The following is a 16,749-nucleotide window of genomic DNA, read 5'->3' as shown; positions in this document are numbered from 1 at the left end:
CGGTCGGCGGCGCCGCACCAGCGCGGTCCACCGGCCGGGCGTCTCCGGCACCCGGCGGCGGCCCCGCGTCCGCGCCGTGATGCACTCGACCCCTGCGGGTCGTGGTGGCCCGCCCGATCGCATCGCGGAGGTCACGTGCCGGATACCACCGCCGAACGGATCGCCGCCGTGGCCGCGTCCGTGCTCGGTGGCCCGCTCCCCGTCCGGATCCGGGCCTGGGACGGCAGCGAGACCGGTCCCTCGTCCGCCCCCACCCTGGTCGTCACCCGCCGCGGGCTGCGCCGGCTGGTCTGGTCCCCCGGCGAGCTGGGCCTGGCCGAGGGCTACATCACCGGCGACCTGGACGTGGACGGCGACCTCGCCGCCGGCCTCACCGCGATGTGGTCGGCCACCCGCGGGGGCACCCTGCGCCGGCCGCGGCCGGGCGTCGGCGACTACCCGCGGCTGGCCCTGGCCGCCGTGCGTCTCGGGGCGATCGGGCCGCGCCCGCCCCGGCCCGGCGCGGAGGCGCACCTGGAGGGCGACAAGCACACCCGCGAGCGGGATCGGGCGGCGATCGCCCACCACTACGACCTGTCGAACGAGTTCTACGACCTGCTGCTCGGGTCGACCATGGCCTACTCCTGCGCGTACTTCACCGCCGGGCCCGACCAGCCGCTGGACGACGCGCAGCGCGCCAAGCTCGACCTGATCTGCCGCAAGCTCGGGTTGGGCCCGGGCCGCCGGCTGCTGGACATCGGCTGCGGCTGGGGATCGCTGGTGCACCACGCGGCCGCCCACTACGACGCCGAGGTGGTCGGGGTGACCCTGTCCGGCGCCCAGCACGACTACGTCACCAAGCGGGTCGCCGACGCCGGCCTGGCCGATCGGGTGACCGTCCGGCTGGCCGACTACCGGGAGCTGATCGGCAGCCCCACCGACAAGGGCGCGTTCGACGCGGTCAGCACCGTCGAGATGGGCGAGCACGTCGGCGACGCCGAGTACCCGGTGTTCGCCCGCATCCTGCACGACGTGCTGCGGCCCGGCGGCCGCGCGCTGGTCCAGCAGATGTCCCGGGCCACGACCCACGCCGGCGGTGGCCCGTTCATCGAGACCTACATCGCGCCCGACATGCACATGAAGCCGGTCGGCACGACGGTGTCGATGCTGGCCACCGCGGGCCTGGAGATTCGCGACGTGCACGCGCTGCGCGAGCACTACGGCTGGACCGCGCAGGCCTGGCTCCGCATCCTCGAGGATCGCTGGGACGACGTCGTGGCGACGATCGGCGAGCAGGGCGCCCGGATCTGGCGGCTCTACCTGGTCGGTGGGGGTCTGGCCTTCGCGCAGAACCGGATGGGGGTCGACCAGATCCTGGCCGTTCGCCCGGCCGACGACGGGACCGCCGGGCTGCCCTTCACCCGGCGGGAGTGGGACCGGGACTGACCGCGGCCGGGTCCTGGCCGGCCCGGGGCACGACGTGCGCTGATCAAAGACCCGAAACTGCGTCCGATCTGTCCGTTTCGGTGGGCCTTCGATCAGCGCAGCTGGGCGATCAGCCTCGGTAGTGGGTCTTTGATCAGCGCAGCTGGGGCGGTCGCGGGAGAAACGATTCCGGCGGGTAGCCATCCGGACACCGTGCGGCTCCGAATCCCGATGGGGCGGAGCCGGCTCCTGACCGCGGTGTGAGGGGGCTGCAGGTCGGGAGCCGGTGCTCGGGGTCCGTCCCCCGATCCGGGTTCGTTACGCCGCCACCACCATGCCGGGACGACCGCGGGTCCGTCGCCGGCCGCTGGACCAGCCGGTCCACCGAGAGCGGGGCGCGTTCGCCGGGCCCGGTGCCGGTTCGGCCGCCGGCCCGACTCACGGCGGACGAGAGACGGTCGGCCGAGCGGACGCCAGGACCGGGCTCGGTCCGGCGGGCGTAGAGGCATCCCGGTGCCGGCTGGCGGCCCCGTCGTTCACACATCGGAGCGGCTGAGCCGATGGGCAGGTGTGGGGTTACGATCGGCGCGTCTGCGTCACCGGCGACCCCAGGAGTGCCCGGATGCACATCCCCGACGGCTTCATCAACGCCCCCACCTCGATCGTCGGCGGGGTGGTGGCGGCCGGGCTGATCGCCCTGTCCATCAAGAAGGCCGGTGACGCTCTCGACGACCGGCAGCTGCCGCTGGCCGGCCTGGTCGCCGCGTTCATCTTCGCCATGCAGATGATCAACTTCCCGGTGGCCGGCGGGACCAGCGGCCATCTGCTCGGCGGATGCCTGGCCGCCGTCCTGGTCGGACCCTGGATCGGCAGCCTGGCCATGTCGGTGGTGTTCATCGTCCAGGCCCTCGTCTTCGCCGACGGCGGCCTCACCGCGCTCGGGCTGAACATCATCCTGATGGGCTACACGACGTGCTTCGTCGGCTACGGGCTCTTCCGGCTGCTGCGCCGAATCCTGCCCGGGACCCGGTCCGGGGTCAGCCTGGCGTCCGCCCTGGCCGCCTGGTGCGGCGTGGTCGCGGCCTCGCTCGTGTTCACCTTCTACTACGCGGTCGGCGGCACCGGTGGGGCGCCGCTCGGCACGGTCGCGGTGGCCATGATCGGGGTGCACATGCTGATCGGCATCGGCGAGGCGGTGATCACCGGCCTGACCGTCGGCGCGGTGATGGCCACCCGCCCCGACCTGGTCTACGGTGCCCGCGACCTGCGTCCGGCGCTGGTCACCGGCGAGGCGTCCCGGTGACCGGCCCGAACCCGATGACCGGCCCGAACCCGGCCGCCGGGCCGGGCCGGTCCCGCCGGTCCGTAAGGGCCTTCGTGCTGGCGGGTCTCGGGGTCGCCCTGCTCCTGGCCTTCGTGGTCAGCCACTTCGCCAGCTCCGCACCCGACGGTCTGGAACGGGTCGCCATCGACCAGGGCTTCGCCGACACCGCCACCGAGCACGGCACCGGGGGCAGCCCGCTGGCCGACTACGGCGTCAGCGGCGTGCCGAACGGCTGGCTGTCGACCGGCCTGGCCGGGGTGATCGGGGTCCTGCTCTGCTTCGTCCTGGCGGCCGGGCTGGTCGTCGCGATCCGGTGGAGCCGGCGCCGCTCGTCCGGTGCGCCGGTGCGGCCCGACGCCCGGGGCTGACGGTGGCGGGCGGTCACGGGCCGGGGCGCGGGTTGTTCGTGCCGGCCGACTCGGGGGTGCACCGGCTGGCGCCCGAGTGCAAGGTCGTGGCGACGGTGCTGTTCGTGTTCGCGGTGGTGGCCACGCCGCGGGAGGCGTTCTGGGCGTTCGGTCTGGACGCCGCGGTGCTGGTCGCGGTGGCGCTCGCCGCCCGGGTGTCGTTGCGGCGCTGGCTGCGCCGCTGCCTGGTCGAGGTGCCGTTCCTGATCTTCGCGGTGTTCCTGCCCTTCCTGGGCACCGCGCCGTTCGTCCAGGTCGGTCCGCTGACCCTGTCCGAGCCGGGCCTGTGGGGGGCATGGAACATCGCCGTCAAGGGCACTCTGGGGGTGGCCGCGTCGGCGTTGCTGACCGCGACCACCACGGTGCCCGACCTGCTGCGCGCGCTGGAGCGGCTCCGGGTGCCGCGGGCGGTGGTCGCCATCGCGACCTTCATGATCAGGTACGGCGAGGTGCTGTCGGCCGACCTGGCCCGCCTGCGCATCGCGCGGATCGCCCGCGGTGACGATCCGCGCTGGATCTGGCAGGTCCGGGCGCTGGCCCGGACCGCGGGCGCCCTGTTCGTTCGGGCCTACGAGCGCGGTGAGCGGGTGTACGTGGCCATGCTCGCCCGGGGCTACGGGTTCGGCGTACCGGTGGCCGACGGGGCCCGCGCCCCGGGCCGGTCGTGGGCGACCGCACTGGCCCTGCCGGTCTCGGCCGGGGTCGTCTGCGCGGCGGCGATGGTGGCCGGATGACCGCGTCCGCGGGCCCGGCCGGCACGCTCGAGGTGCGCCATCTGGCCTTCGCCTACCCGGACGGCCGGCAGGCGCTGTTCGGGGTCGATCTGTCGGTCGCGGCGGGGGAGCGGGTGGCGATCCTCGGGCCGAACGGAGCCGGCAAGACGACGCTGGTCCTGCACCTGAATGGCACTCTGGGCGGCGGGTCGGGGGGCGGCGGCGGGACGGGCGCCGGTTCGGTCGTCGTGGACGGCCTGACCGTGCAGAAGTCCACGCTCAAGGACATCCGACGGCGGGTCGGCATCGTCTTCCAGGACCCGGACGACCAGCTGTTCATGCCGACCGTGCGGGAGGACGTGGCCTTCGGCCCGATCAACCTCGGGCTGCGCGGCGCCGCGCTGGACGCCCGGGTCGAGCGGGCGCTCGCGCTCACCGGAATGGCCGACGCGGCCGACCGGGCGCCGCACCACCTGAGCTTCGGGCAGCGGCGGCGGGTGGCCGCCTCGACGGTCCTGTCCATGGAGCCGACGATCCTCGTGCTGGACGAGCCGTCGTCCAACCTGGACCCGGTGGCCCGGCGCGAGTTCGCCGAGATCGTCCTGGCGCTCGGGCTGACCACGCTGATGGTCACCCACGACCTGCTCTACGCCCTCCAGCTGTGCCCGCGGTCGGTGATCATGAACGACGGCCGCATCGTCGCGGACGGGCCGACGCCCGAGATCCTGCGGGATGCCGAGCTGCTGGCCGCGAACCGGTTGGAGCTGCCGTTCGGGTTCGTGCTGCCCTGATCGACCGGACGCGGGGCCCCACCCCGTCCGCGAGGGCGCCGAGGATCAGTAAGGCGGCGCGCCCCAGACGTAGACCGAGTCGCCCACCGACAGCGTGGAGAAGAACGTCGCCGACGCGTCCCAGGACAGGTGGATGCAGCCGTTGGACTGGTCGTACAGGCTGCCCTGGTGGAAGGCGATGTCGCCGTCGAAGAACACCGAGTTCGGCATCGGCGCGTTGTTGAACAGCGACGACTTGTGGTTCTTGTCCTTCCAGAACACCGAGAACGTGCCGGTCCGGGTCCGCGAGCCGGCGGCCCCGGAGGTGATCGGCACCGGTCCGTAGGTGATCTGCCCGCCGGACTGCAGCCAGGCCTGGGTGTTGGCCAGGTCGACACAGGCCGACGCGCTGGCCGGGCACGGGTTGCTCGCCTGGGCGGCGGCCGCGCCGGCCGCGTTCGGATTGGCCACCGGCTCGGTGACGGTCAGCGTCGCCGACGCGGTGTCCGGCTCGAAGCGCACGTCCCCGGCATAGGACACGGTGACGGTGTGGTCGCCCGCGGTCACCGCCGCGACGGTGCCGGTGATGATGCCCTTCTCGTTCACCGGGCCAGCGGCGATCTGGGTGCCGTCGACGGTGATGGTGGCGGTTCCGCCGGGGCTCTGCGGGGTGCCGACCACGTCGGCGGTGACCGTCACGTCCGAGCCGGGCGCCGGTTTGTCGGTGAAGGAGATGACGATGTCCACGTCCGTCTGCGTGGTGGTGACGGTGAACTGCGCGGTCGACGGGGCGACGGAACCGTTGCCGTCGTACCGCGCGGTGTAGGTCCTGGCCCCGGGGTCGGCCGTGTTGTAGACGTCGAGCGCAGCATGCCCGGACGCATCGGTGTCGCCGTCGGCGACGACCGTCTCGCCGTCCAGCACGGCGACGTGGCCGGACAGGTCGGTCGCGCCGGGGGCGGTCACGGTGACGGTGAACGCGGCCTGGTCGCCGTAGCGGATCGTCTCCTTCGCCGTGCCGGCGGTCACGGTCGACGGGGCCTTCGCCACCCCGTAGGTGGCGGTGCCCTGGGCCGCGGCGACGACGGTGGCGTCGGCCGGGGTGAACGCGGCCGCGATCGCGTGGTCGCCGACGGCCAGGCCGGCGGGCAGCGGGACGGTCGCCGTGTCGCCGGCGACGGAGGCCGATCCGGCGGCCGCTCCGTCGACGGTGAACGCGACCGCACCGGCCGCCGCTCGTCCGTCCGCGGCGGTGACCCGGGCGAGGACCGATCCGTCCGCGACGCTCACCGTCACGGTGACGGCGGCCGCAGTGGCGGACGGGGCCGAGGTCGACGTCGCGGTCGGCGGGGCTATCGTCGCGGCGGTCGTCGGGCTCGGCGTGACGGAGGAGCTGGTCGTCGGCAGGCCGCCGCTGCTGCCGCAGGCGGACAGCCCCACCAGGGCGGCCGCGGCGACCGCGGCCGTGAGGCCGTGCCGGATGGTGTGTCGGATGCCGTGCATCGGCAACCCCCTTTGACCCGTGGATTCCATGGTGGCACCGCCCTCGCCGTCGTGCGGCGGTCGGGCCGTCCCCGCTGAACCCGATGCCGGGACGGTACCGGGTCACCGCCCGCCCGGTCGCCTCCCCGGCGCCGGGCGGCACCCGGGCGCCCGGCGTCGGGCCTGATCACGGGACCGCCGCGGGCGGGCGGGAGATCCAGGTCACGGAGCCGGTCGGCGGCCCGGTTCCGGCAGCGGGCTCGAGCAGCGGTCCGCGAAGGGACTCAGCTGCCGACGGTGACCGGCGGCGCGCAGACGTCGCCGGTCGGGACCGGACCGGCGGCGTTGACCAGCCAGCCGGACAGGCAGTTGACGACCGTTCCTCCGATCGGCGCGTCGCTCCGCACCGTCGTCGTCACCGCGACCGTCACCACGGCGCCGGCCGGCACCGAGTCGGAGTCGATCTTCCGGAACTGGACGCCCTGGGCCGCCGCCACCTGACTTGCGGTGGCACCGTCGACGGGCAGCCAGGTGTTGTTGGGTGCGTCGAAGATCTCCGGGGTCAGGTGGTCGGCGAGGGACGCCGGGGTGGTGGTCAGGGTCACCCCGGTCAACGTCACCGCGTTGAACACGCTGCCGACTCCGGTGACGCCCCCGCCGGGGTTGCCGACGGTCAGGTCGGTGGCCGGCGAGGAGCCGGAGTTGGTGACGGTGAACTGATACGTCACGGGCTGTCCGCGGACGATCCGCCCGTTGGCGTCGACGCCGCCGGTGTACGCGATGTCGGCGGTGACGGGCCCGGTCGGGTCGGCCGGGGCGTGCACGGTCAGCGTTCCGTAGGCGGGTTGACCTGTGCTGCCGGACGCCCCGGCGTCGACGAACGAGTCGACCGTGTCGGTCACCGACGGCGGGTGGGCCGCCGAGGTCAGCGTGCCGTGGTACGCCAGGCCGCCGACCGCGCCGGTCGGGATGCTCCCGCGGAAGACGACCGACACCGCGGACAGCTTCTTGCCCGTCGCGCAGAAGTCGGTGCTCGTGATGGTGACGACCGGCCCGGACGAGGACGGGATCGTGGACGCCTTCTGGGTGTCGCCGCACGACAGGACGACCTCGGCCCGGGTGGCGCCGGCCGGGAACGTGAACCGGACGGCGCTGATGTCGACCAGGTAGTCCTGCAGCGACCGCCGGATCAGGCCGAGCGAGGTGACCGGGAACGCCGTGGTGTTCTGCGCCGCCGCAACGAACGACACCGGCGAGGACGCGCCTTCGACGGCTTTGCCGTTGGCGGCGTAGCTGCCGTTGGCGTCGGGGACGAAGGACGCCGACGTGGTGAGGCTGGTCGGGCTGGGCTGGTACGTGAAGGTCGAGCAGGCGTCGGTGCCACGGACGGTGCCGGCGGCCGCGCTCCTGGCCTCGGGCACGGTGCAGATCTGCGCCGTGGTCGGCCGGAGCGGGCGGAGCACTTCACCGGAGCCGCGGTAGTCGTCACGCATCTCGAAAACGACGGCCTGTGACGAGAACACCGTCGAGGCCGGCAGCGGTGCGCCGGTGGAGTTGCTGAAGACGAACTTCAGGCCGCCCACCCCGCGCCGGTTGACGCCGGCCGGCAGGGCCAGCGCCGAGCCCGGGACGGGCGACAGCTTGATGTACTGGTCGTCGGTGCAGTTGGTGATCCCGCAGTACTGCAGCGAGACCTGATCGGCACCGGCCGGCATCGAGGTGATCGGCTTGATCTCATAGAGGTAGAACAGGTCCCACGTCGGCATGCTCACGGCGGCGGTCAGCGACGCCACCTGCGCCCCGCCGGTCGAGGCGTTGCGGACCCCGAGGGTCGCCGTCGTCCGGGCCTTGGTCAGCGCGATCAGGGTCGTCGCGGACAGCGAGCTGCTGCCGACCGCGCTCACCGTCCCCGTCGGCGCGACGACCGTCACCGCCGCTGACTCGTTGCTGGCGGGAGCATTGCGGGCCGAGCTCGTCCCGGTGAGCACGATGCGACCGGGCGCTGTGGCGTCCTCCACGCGGGCGTCGACCGCGAACCGCCTGGTCGCACCCGAGGGGATGCCCGTGGTGGACGAGGTGTAGCTCCACCGTTCTTGGTGGTAGACGGTTACCGTCCTGGTCGCCGAGTCGTACCCGACCAGCCGATTCGCCGTGCCCGCCGGCCCGGAGACGGTGATGCCGGCCGGGAGGACGAAGGCGGTCTTGGCGTCGAGGCAGCCTGGTCCGACCTGGGAGCAGTAGACGGCGAACCGGTACTGGAACCGGGCGCCGGGGACGATGGGGGCGGTGATCTCAGCGCCCGTCGTCGGGTCGACCGCGGTCACGTTCAGCCAGAGCCTGGTCTGGGCCGGCGCCGCCGAGGACGACACCGCCGAGGCGGACACGGCCGGGGACGACGGCGCGGCCGCGGCCGGGGCCGTCACGGCCGTGCCGAGGCCGAGCACGACGATCAGCGTGACCAGGACGCAGCGGGCGGCGATTCTCATGGGGTGTCCAGTCCTCGGAGTGGGACGCGAAACGGTGCGAGCCGGGCACGGTCTGACGCGGTCACCGGCGACCGCCCGGACGGGTCCAGGAAGGTGCGCAGGGACGGCGGTGTGGTGGTGCCCCCCGACAACTGTGAATCCCGTGTGAACCGTAACAGGAGTGTCGCTACGTCACTTGGAACATGACCCGATCGGCGCAGTGTTCGCCCGCCGGGACCGTCCGGACCAGGGCCGGCCGCCGCTGCGTGGACAAGCGGTTCAGTGCGTCAGGCCCAGCCGATCGTGCAGCCGGCGCAGCGGCTTGGGCGCCCACCAGTTCCACTCGCCGAGCAGGGTCATGGTGGCCGGCACCAGCAGGCAGCGGACCAGGGTCGCGTCGATGGCCACGGCCACGGCCAGGGCGATGCCGGTCTCCTTGATCACCAGCAGATCGCCGAGCGCGAACCCGCCGAACACCAGGACGACGATCAGCGCGGCCGAGGTGATGATCCGGCCGGACCGCTGCAGTCCGGCGACGACGGCCTCGTTGTTGCTCATACCCTTGTCCCGGAACTCCTTGATCCGGGACAGCAGGAACATCTCGTAGTCCATGGCCAGGCCGAACCCAAGGGCCACGACCAGGATCGGGATGATCGCCTCGATGCCGCCGACCGAGGCGAAGTTCAGGGTCGATTCGAACCGGCCGTCCTGGAAGATCAACACCAGCACGCCCAGCGACGCCCCCAGCGAGACCACGTTGATCAGCAGGGCCTTGATCGGCACCAGGATCGACCCGGTCAGCAGGAACAGCAGCACGAACGTGGCCAGCATGACGATGGCGATCGCGTATGGCACGCGCTGGGCGATGGCGTGGGTGAAGTCCATCAGGTGGGCGGTCTGCCCGGTGACCCAGACCGGGTAGGGGGACCGGATGTCGCGCACATGGGTCACCACCGCCTTGGCCTCGGCGCTGCCCGGGTCGGGATCGGTCATGAACACGCTGAAGGCCGCGTACTGCTCGCCGACCGGGCGGGGCGGCGAGACCAGCTCGACCCCGGGCAGCGTGGCGACCTCCTGCGACAGCTCCGCGAGCTGCTCCGGCGTGGTCTGCGCGACCACCTGCACGGCGGGCAGGCCGAACGCGGGGTACCGCTCCGCGAGCTCGTCGAAGAAGACGCGCTCGGGATGTCCCGGGGGCAGCAGCTGCTCGCCGGAGCTGCGCATCTCCAGGCGCAGCGCGGGCGCGGCCAGCAGGCCGAGGATCACCAGCACGCCGATCATCACCAGCCACGGCCGGCGTTGGGTCCACCGGGCGAGCCGGGAGAAGACGCCCTCGTCGGGGGCGACGTCGCCGAGCCGGTTGGCCAGCCGCTTGAGCACCGGCACCTTGGTCATGGCCCCGGGCTTAAGCATCCGGGCGCCGGCCAGCGCGAGCAGGGCCGGCACCAGGGTCAGCGCCACCAGCAGTGCGACGACCACGACGCTGACCCCCGCCGCGCCGATGGCCCGGAAGATCGAGGCGTCGAACACCATCAGGCCGGACAGGCTGATGGCCACGGTGATCGCGGAGAACAGCACCGTCCGCCCGGCGGTGCCCATGGTGGCGACCAGCGCGTCGGTGCGTGCCGCCCGGGTCGACCGCGTGGTCAGCTCGGCGAAGCGTTTGCGCAGTTCCTCCCGGTAGCGCGAGACGATCAGCAGGCCGTAGTCGATGCACAGGCCCAGACCCATCACGGTGACGACGTTGACGACGCTGGCGTCCAGGTCGATGACGTAGGAGAACGCCAGGAGGGTGGCCAGCGCCCCGCCGATCGAGGCGATCGCGCCGAGGATGGGCATCCCGGCGGCGACGAAGCCGCCGAACACCAGCACCAGGACCAGCAGGCTGATCGGCAGGGCGATCAGCTCGCCCTTGACCAGGTCCTTCTCCACCTGCCCGGTGATCGCGGACAGCAGCAGGCTGCCGCCGCCGACCGTCGCGGTCGATCCCGGATAGGCCGCCACGATCTCGTCGCCCAACGCCGTCAACCGGGCCTGCACCGCGTCCAGGGCGGCGTTCTCGTCGGCCTTGGGCAGGTCGGGCTCCAGGGTGACCGAGACCAGGAAGCCGTCCCGGTCCTTGGCCACCAGCGACGCCACCTGAGGGTTCTGCGCCCCGCCGGGCGCGGTGATCGGCTCCACCACCTCGGTCACGCCGTCGATGGCCAGCAGATCCTGGTGCGCTTGGCCGACCGGCTCGACCAGGCCCGGGTCGGCCGGGTCGACGCCGTGCACGGTCAGGATCATCGACTGGCCGGTAGTGCTGTTGGCGTTCAGGATCGCCTGGCCGTCGTCCGATTCGCCCGGAACGGTGAGCTGTCCGGAGGACAGCCGGCCGAACAGGCCCTCGCCGAACGCCCCGGTGGCAGCCGCGAACGCCGCCACGGTGACGATCAGCCAGACGACGACGACGATCCCCGGATGGCGGGCGATGCCCCGGCCCAGACCTTGCAACACCGCATGATCGTGACAAACGTCGATGAAGGGGGCGTGAGGAGGTCCGGCCTGCGCCCGGTCGGGCTCAGCCGACGTGCACCTTGGGCCGGACCGCGGTGTTCGGTTCGGCCCGGCGCAGCACCTCGCGGGTGGTCGGCGCGATCTCCCCGTCGCCGACGAACAGGAACCGCAGCAGGTTGGCGACCGGATTGCCCTCGGTCCACCCGAAGTAGACGTTGGGCTTGACCCGGTAGACGTCGCGCAGGTGCAGCAACAGAGCGGCGATCGAGTTGGCGACCACCGGGCTGGACATCGCCAGCACCCGCCGACCGTTCCGGATCGTGCCGGTGACCCGCAGCTTGGTGCTGAACTCGGAGGCGTCGGTGACGGTCACCTCCAGGAAGATGATCGGGTCCTCGGCCGGGATGTGGTTCTCGATCCGCTGCTCCCGCTCCTTGAACGCCAGCGAATGCTGCTCCGGGGAGTCGGGGTCGTGCGCGACGAGCTGGACGTCGCGGCCCACGTAGTCGGCGAAGAAGCCGGCCGCCTTGGCGTCCAGGGTGATGCTCTCGGCGCGCAGCTCGAAGGCGCGACGGGCGCGCGACCAGAAGGACACGGCGATGATCGCGACGATGAACAGGGAGGCGATCCGCACGCCGTCCGGGCGTTCGATGATGTTGTCGATGGTGGTGTAGACGAACACCGCGGAGATGACGCCGAAACCGACGGCGGACCGGCGGGCGCCGCGCTGCGCCGCCGACAGGGTGACCGCGACCGACGCGGAGGTCATCAGCACGAGCACGCCGGTGGCGTACGCGCCGGACTGGGCGTCGACGTTGGCGTCGAACGCCCAGGTGACGCCGAACGCGATCGTCGCGAACACCAGCACCAGCGGGCGCACCGCCCGGGCCCACTCCGGGGCCATCCCGTACCGGGGCAGGTACCGGGGAACCAGGTTGAGCAGGCCGGCCATCGCCGACGCCCCGGCGAACCACAGGATCAGGATGGTCGACGCGTCGTAGACCGTGCCGAACCCGTTGCCCAGGTACTCGTGGGCCAAGTAGGCCAGCGCCCGGCCGTTCGCCTCCCCGCCCGGCTGGAACTGGGCCTGCGGGATCAGCAGCGTGGTGATGAAGCTCGAGGTGATCAGGAAGCTGCTCATGATCACGGCGGCGGTCAGCAGCAGCGTGCGGGTGCCCCGGATCCGCCCGACCGGGTTCTGCTCGGTCTCCCCGTCCTCACCCTTGACCTGGGGCATCACCGCGACGCCGGTCTCGAAGCCGGACAGGCCCAGGGCCAGCTTGGGGAACACCAGCACGGCGATGCCGACCATCAGCCAGGGGCTGCCGTAGCTGGTGAACAGCGCCGACGTCCAGTCCGGGATGACCTGGGGGGCGGTGACGATGTGTTCGAGCCCGACGATCACCACGACCAGGTTCAGCGCCAGGTACACCCCGACCAGGACGACGGCGATGCCGATCGCCTCGGTGAAGCCGCGGAGGAAGACCGCGGCCAGCAGGGCCAGCAGCAGCAGCGTGATCAGCAGGGTGTGGTTGGACCACGACGACGGGATGAACGGGTTCTCGACCAGGTGCGCGGTCGCGTCGGCGGCCGACAGCGTCATGGTGATCAGGAAGTCGGTGGCCGCGAAGCCGAGCAGCACCAGGACGAAGACCTTGCCCGCCCACTTGGGCAGGTGCCGCTCCAGCATCGCGATGGAGCCCTCGCCGTGCGGGCTCTCCTTGGCCACCCGGCGGTAGACCGGCAGCGCGCCCAGCAGCGTGAGCAGGATGAGCACGATGGTGGCGAACGGCGACAGCAGCCCGGCGGCCAGCGCGGCGATGCCGGGCTGGTAGCCCAGCGTCGAGAAGTAGTCGACGCCGGTCAGGCACATGACCTTCCACCAGGAGTGCCGCTTGTGCTCGGCCTGGGGAACCTGCCCCGGGCCCAGGTGGTTGCCCTTCTTGTCGACCAGGCCCTCCAGGAGCCAGGGGCGCAGGCGGCCGGGTCGCGCGGCGGCCCGGGGCCCGGTGACGGACGGCCCGATCGGGCCGGTCGAGGTGCCGGTCATCTCAGCTCGGATCCGCGTCCGGGTGCGGCTCCGGGTCGAGCGCCGGGGGGAGCAGCATCGAGGTCGATAGCCGGTGCTTGGTCTCGATGGTGCGGATGGCGCCGCTGGACGACCGCATCGACAGGGTGTGCGTGACCGCGGTGTCACGGGAGAACCGGACCCCGCGGAGCAACTCGCTGCCGGTCACCCCGGTCGCCACCAGGTAGGCGTTGTTGCCGCGGACCAGGTCGTCGGTGGTGAGCACGGCGTCCGGGCGCAGCCCCAGGTCCCGGGCCTGCCGGGCCTCGCCGGGCGTGCGGGGGGCGAGCTTGCCGTAGATCGCGCCGCCCAGGCACTTGACGGCGCAGGCGGCGATGACACCCTCGGGCGCGCCGCCGATGCCCAGGGCGAGGTCGATCTCCGACTCCTCGGTCAACGCCAGCAGCGCCCCGACCAGATCGCCGTCGAGCAGGAACATGATCCGCGCACCGGTGGCCCGGATGCGCCGGGCCAGGTCCTCGTGCCGCGGCCGGTCGAGCAGCGCGACGGTCACGTCACCGGCGTCCTCGCCGCGGGACCGGGCGATCGCCCGGACCGTCTCCTCGATGGGGGCGGCGACGTCCACCACGTCGACCAGGCTCGGCCCGACGACCACCTTGTCCATGTAGACGCAGGGACCGGGGTCGTACATCGAGCCGCGGTCGGCCAGGGCGACGACCGAGATCGCGTTGGGCAGGCCCTTGGCGGTGAGGCCGGCCCCGTCGATCGGGTCGATGGCGATGTCCACCAGCGGACCCGCGCCGGCGCCGATGTGCTCGCCGGCGTAGATCATCGGCGAGTCGTCCTTCTCGCCCTCGCCGATGACGACCACGCCACGCATCTGGATCGTGCCCAGCACCGGCCGCATGGCGTCGGTGGCGGCCCCGTCGACCTCGTCCTCGTCGCCGCGGCCCAGGAAGCGGGCCGAGGCGATGGCGGCCGCCTCCGTCGCCCGGACCAGCTCAAGCGCCAGGATCCGATCGTCGTCCAGGCTGGGGGTCCGAGGGCCCCGGGGTTCGTCGCGGGGTTCGTCGTTCTCCGGATCCGGGAACCCGTCACGGTCGTCGTCGAGCACGTCGGATCCTTCCCCGCGGCGGCCCGGTCGGGCTCGCTCCATGCTGGGACCATGGTGCGGCCATCGTGCCCCGGACGCACGCGCGCCGCGCCACCGGGGTTGCCGGCCGCCGTCCCGCGCTGAACCCGCGCCGTGCCGCGCTGAACCCTCGCTGCACCCGCGCCGGTCCGCTGCTGGTGCCGCGCCGGTCCGCTGCTGGTCCTGCGCTGATCCAACACCCGGAAATCCCGACAAATCCGCGGCAAATCCGGGTCTTTGATCAGCGAACGGGTCCGGGCGGCGCGGGGTCAGCCCACCTTCATCCGGGTCGCGGCCTGGGACCGCGCCCGCTGCTGCGCCATCTGCTCCTCGAACGCGCCCTCCCAGCCGTCGACGAGCGGGATGCCCTGCCGGCGGGCCTCCTCGGTGGACAGTTCGACGGGGAAGCCGAACGTGTCGTAGAGGACGAACAGCTCGGCGCCGCCCACCCCGTCCTTGCGGTACCCGCGCAGCTGCTTGATGCCCTTGTTCAGGGTGCGCCGGAACGCCTTCTCCTCCTTGACCAGCACCGCGACCACCTCGTCGGCGCGCTCCGCCACTTCCGGATAGTCCTCGGTGTACATCCCCGACACGGTGGGCACGATCTGGGCGAAGAAGTTCTGCTGCAGGCCGAGGTCGAAGGCGTACCGGATGGCCCGCCGGATCAGCCGGCGCATCACGTAGCCCTGTTCCTTGTTGCTCGGCCGGACCCCGTCGACGGCCAGGAAGGTCGCGCCGCGCAGGTGGTCGGCGATCACCCGCATGGCGACCGTGTCGGTCTCGTAGGAGCGGCCGGACAGCTCCTCCAGCCTGGCCACGATCGGCCACAGCAGGTTGATCCGGAACACGTCCGGGGTGTCGATGGAGGCGGCGGCGATCCGGGCCAGCCCGCCGCCGAAGTCGACGTTGCGGCGAGGCAGCGGCGCGAAGCCGGTCTCGGTCCGGACGTACTCCATGAAGACCGAGTTGCCGATCTCGATGTACCGGCCGCAGTCGCAGTTCGGGTGGCAGTGCGGCCCGTAGGCGGGGTCGTGCTCGATCTGCGGGTAGAGATAGAACATCTCCGAGTCCGGGCCGCCGGGTTCACCGACCGGCATGCTCTCGGCGCTGCCGCCCCGGCACCACCAGTTCTTCTTGCCGTAGAAGCAGATCCGCGCCCCCTGCGAGCCGACCTCGGCGCCGTGCTCCTCGGTGCCCAGGTCCGCCTGGTCGGCCGAGATGCCGGCCTCGGTGAACAATCGGGTCCAGATCCCGGCCGACTCGGTGTCCTTGGCGATGCCGTGCGCCGGATCACCGGAAAAGCAGGTGACGTAGATGCGGTCGGGGTCCAGCCGCACCCGCTCGGTGAGGAACTGCCAGATCTGCGGGATCTGCTCGGCCTTGAAGTAGTCGCCCAGGCTCCAGTTGCCGAGCATCTCGAAGAAGGTGGTGTGCCGGTTGTCGCCCACCTCGTCGATGTCCTGCGCCCGCAGGCAGGTCTGGCTGTCGGTCAGCCGGTGGCCGGCCGGGTGGTCGGCCCCGAGCAGGTAGGGCAGCAGCGGCTGCATCCCGCTGCCGGTGAACAGGGTCGTCGGGTCGTCCCGCGGGATCAGCGGGGCCCGGGGAATGACGACGTGCCCCCGCTCCACCATGAAGTCGAGATAGCTCTGACGGATGTCATCGGCGTCCACGGCCGGATGATCACACACCGGCGCCGGGCCGGCCAGTGCGCGGGCCCGACCGGCCGTCGGGGGTTACGGCGCGTCACCGCCGAGCAGGGCGACCACCCAGTCCTCGACCCCCTTCTTCTCGACCCCGAGCCCGCTCAGCACGCCGGCGCCGGCCTCGAACTCGAGCAGCGCCAGCAGGAGGTGTTCGGTGCCGATGTAGTTGTGGCCCAGCCGCAGGGCCTCCCGGAAGGTCAACTGCATGATCTTGCGCGACCCGGCGTCGTACGGGATGGGATCCGGGGACGGGCCGGCTGCCGCCGGCAGCGCCGCGGTGGCGGTGGACCGCAGGGCGTCGGCGGTGACGCCCTGGTCGGCCAGCGCCCGGGCGGCCAGCGCGGTCGGCTCGGCCAGCAGCCCGAGGGCCAGGTGCGGCGGCCGGACCTCGTCGTCGCCCAGGGTCCTGGCCTCCTCCTGGGCGGCCCGCACGACGCTGCGGGCCCGCGGGGTGAACGCCTCGAAGCCCTGCTGCGGGTCCAGCGTGGGCGGCTTGGGCACGAACCGCTTCTGGGCCGCCTGCTTGGTCACGCCCATGCTCTGCCCGATCTGCGTCCACGAGGCCCCGGACCGCCGGGCCTGGTCGACGAAGTGGCCGATCAGGTGATCGGCGACGTTGCCCAGGTGCTCGGCGGCCAGCACCGCGTCGGTGAGTTGGTCCAGCGGCTCGTGGTGCACCGCGGTGATCGCGTCGATGAGGTCGTCGAGGCGGGGGGTCGGGACGGAGGCCGGGGGGTGGGCGCGCGGGGGTTCGGTCATCCGTCAACCTGAAGTAGACGAGCGGCCGGCGTCAGCCGCGGGGTGTCGCCGGCCGGCCCGGGTAG

At 72.5% G+C, this 16,749-nt stretch carries 10 protein-coding genes and 1 pseudogene; 4 read left to right on the top strand and 7 right to left on the bottom strand.

The genetic code is table 11. The features are described 5' to 3' along the window. Window positions 1-135 precede the first annotated feature (135 nt). The 4 genes and pseudogenes from ACOJUF_RS11665 (at window position 136) to ACOJUF_RS11650 (ending at window position 4,639) form a co-directional block, all read left to right on the top strand. A complete protein-coding gene (locus ACOJUF_RS11665; protein WP_420122015.1) occupies window positions 136-1,425 on the top strand; it encodes a class I SAM-dependent methyltransferase in 1,290 nt (429 codons plus the stop codon). A 601-nt stretch (window positions 1,426-2,026) separates the two neighbouring features. After that, window positions 2,027-3,096, top strand: a pseudogene (locus ACOJUF_RS11660) (energy-coupling factor ABC transporter permease). Between the two features lie 2 nt (window positions 3,097-3,098). After that, complete coding sequence (cbiQ, locus tag ACOJUF_RS11655; RefSeq protein WP_420122014.1) at window positions 3,099-3,869, top strand: cobalt ECF transporter T component CbiQ; 771 nt, start codon at window positions 3,099-3,101, stop codon at window positions 3,867-3,869. Continuing rightward, window positions 3,866-4,639 carry an energy-coupling factor ABC transporter ATP-binding protein gene (locus ACOJUF_RS11650; RefSeq protein WP_420122013.1) on the top strand — a complete coding sequence of 258 codons (774 nt, stop codon included), beginning with the start codon at window positions 3,866-3,868 and terminating at the stop codon, window positions 4,637-4,639. Before cbiQ ends, ACOJUF_RS11650 begins: the two co-directional genes overlap by 4 nt. A 45-nt stretch (window positions 4,640-4,684) precedes the next feature. Here the strand turns inward: ACOJUF_RS11650 and ACOJUF_RS11645 are convergent, their stop codons facing one another. The 7 genes from ACOJUF_RS11645 to ACOJUF_RS11615 form a co-directional block, all read right to left on the bottom strand. Continuing rightward, window positions 4,685-6,121 carry an Ig-like domain repeat protein gene (locus ACOJUF_RS11645; RefSeq protein ID WP_420122012.1) on the bottom strand — a complete coding sequence of 479 codons (1,437 nt, stop codon included), beginning with the start codon at window positions 6,119-6,121 and terminating at the stop codon, window positions 4,685-4,687. Window positions 6,122-6,384: 263 nt separating this feature from the next. Beyond that, complete coding sequence (locus ACOJUF_RS11640; RefSeq protein WP_420122011.1) at window positions 6,385-8,586, bottom strand: hypothetical protein; 2,202 nt, start codon at window positions 8,584-8,586, stop codon at window positions 6,385-6,387. Window positions 8,587-8,844: 258 nt separating this feature from the next. After that, on the bottom strand, window positions 8,845-11,061 hold the full coding sequence (locus tag ACOJUF_RS11635; RefSeq protein ID WP_420122010.1) for an MMPL family transporter: 2,217 nt from the start codon (window positions 11,059-11,061) through the stop codon (window positions 8,845-8,847). Between the two features lie 64 nt (window positions 11,062-11,125). Continuing rightward, window positions 11,126-13,111, bottom strand: coding sequence for an amino acid transporter (locus tag ACOJUF_RS11630; RefSeq protein ID WP_420122009.1), 1,986 nt, complete (start codon window positions 13,109-13,111; stop codon window positions 11,126-11,128). Window position 13,112: 1 nt separating this feature from the next. After that, window positions 13,113-14,204: a class II fructose-bisphosphatase gene (gene glpX / locus ACOJUF_RS11625; protein WP_420122008.1), complete on the bottom strand. Its 1,092-nt coding sequence runs from the start codon at window positions 14,202-14,204 to the stop codon at window positions 13,113-13,115. A 287-nt stretch (window positions 14,205-14,491) separates the two neighbouring features. Further along, window positions 14,492-15,892, bottom strand: a complete 1,401-nt coding sequence (locus ACOJUF_RS11620; protein ID WP_420122007.1) for an alanine--tRNA ligase-related protein — start codon at window positions 15,890-15,892, stop codon at window positions 14,492-14,494. A gap of 63 nt (window positions 15,893-15,955) precedes the next feature. Next, on the bottom strand, window positions 15,956-16,684 hold the full coding sequence (locus tag ACOJUF_RS11615; protein WP_420122006.1) for a Clp protease N-terminal domain-containing protein: 729 nt from the start codon (window positions 16,682-16,684) through the stop codon (window positions 15,956-15,958). Window positions 16,685-16,749: the final 65 nt, after the last annotated feature.

This window comes from Nakamurella sp., assembly GCF_048594475.1.
Classification (GTDB): domain Bacteria; phylum Actinomycetota; class Actinomycetes; order Mycobacteriales; family Nakamurellaceae; genus Nakamurella.
This window is presented reverse-complemented; position numbering and strand designations above follow the sequence as displayed.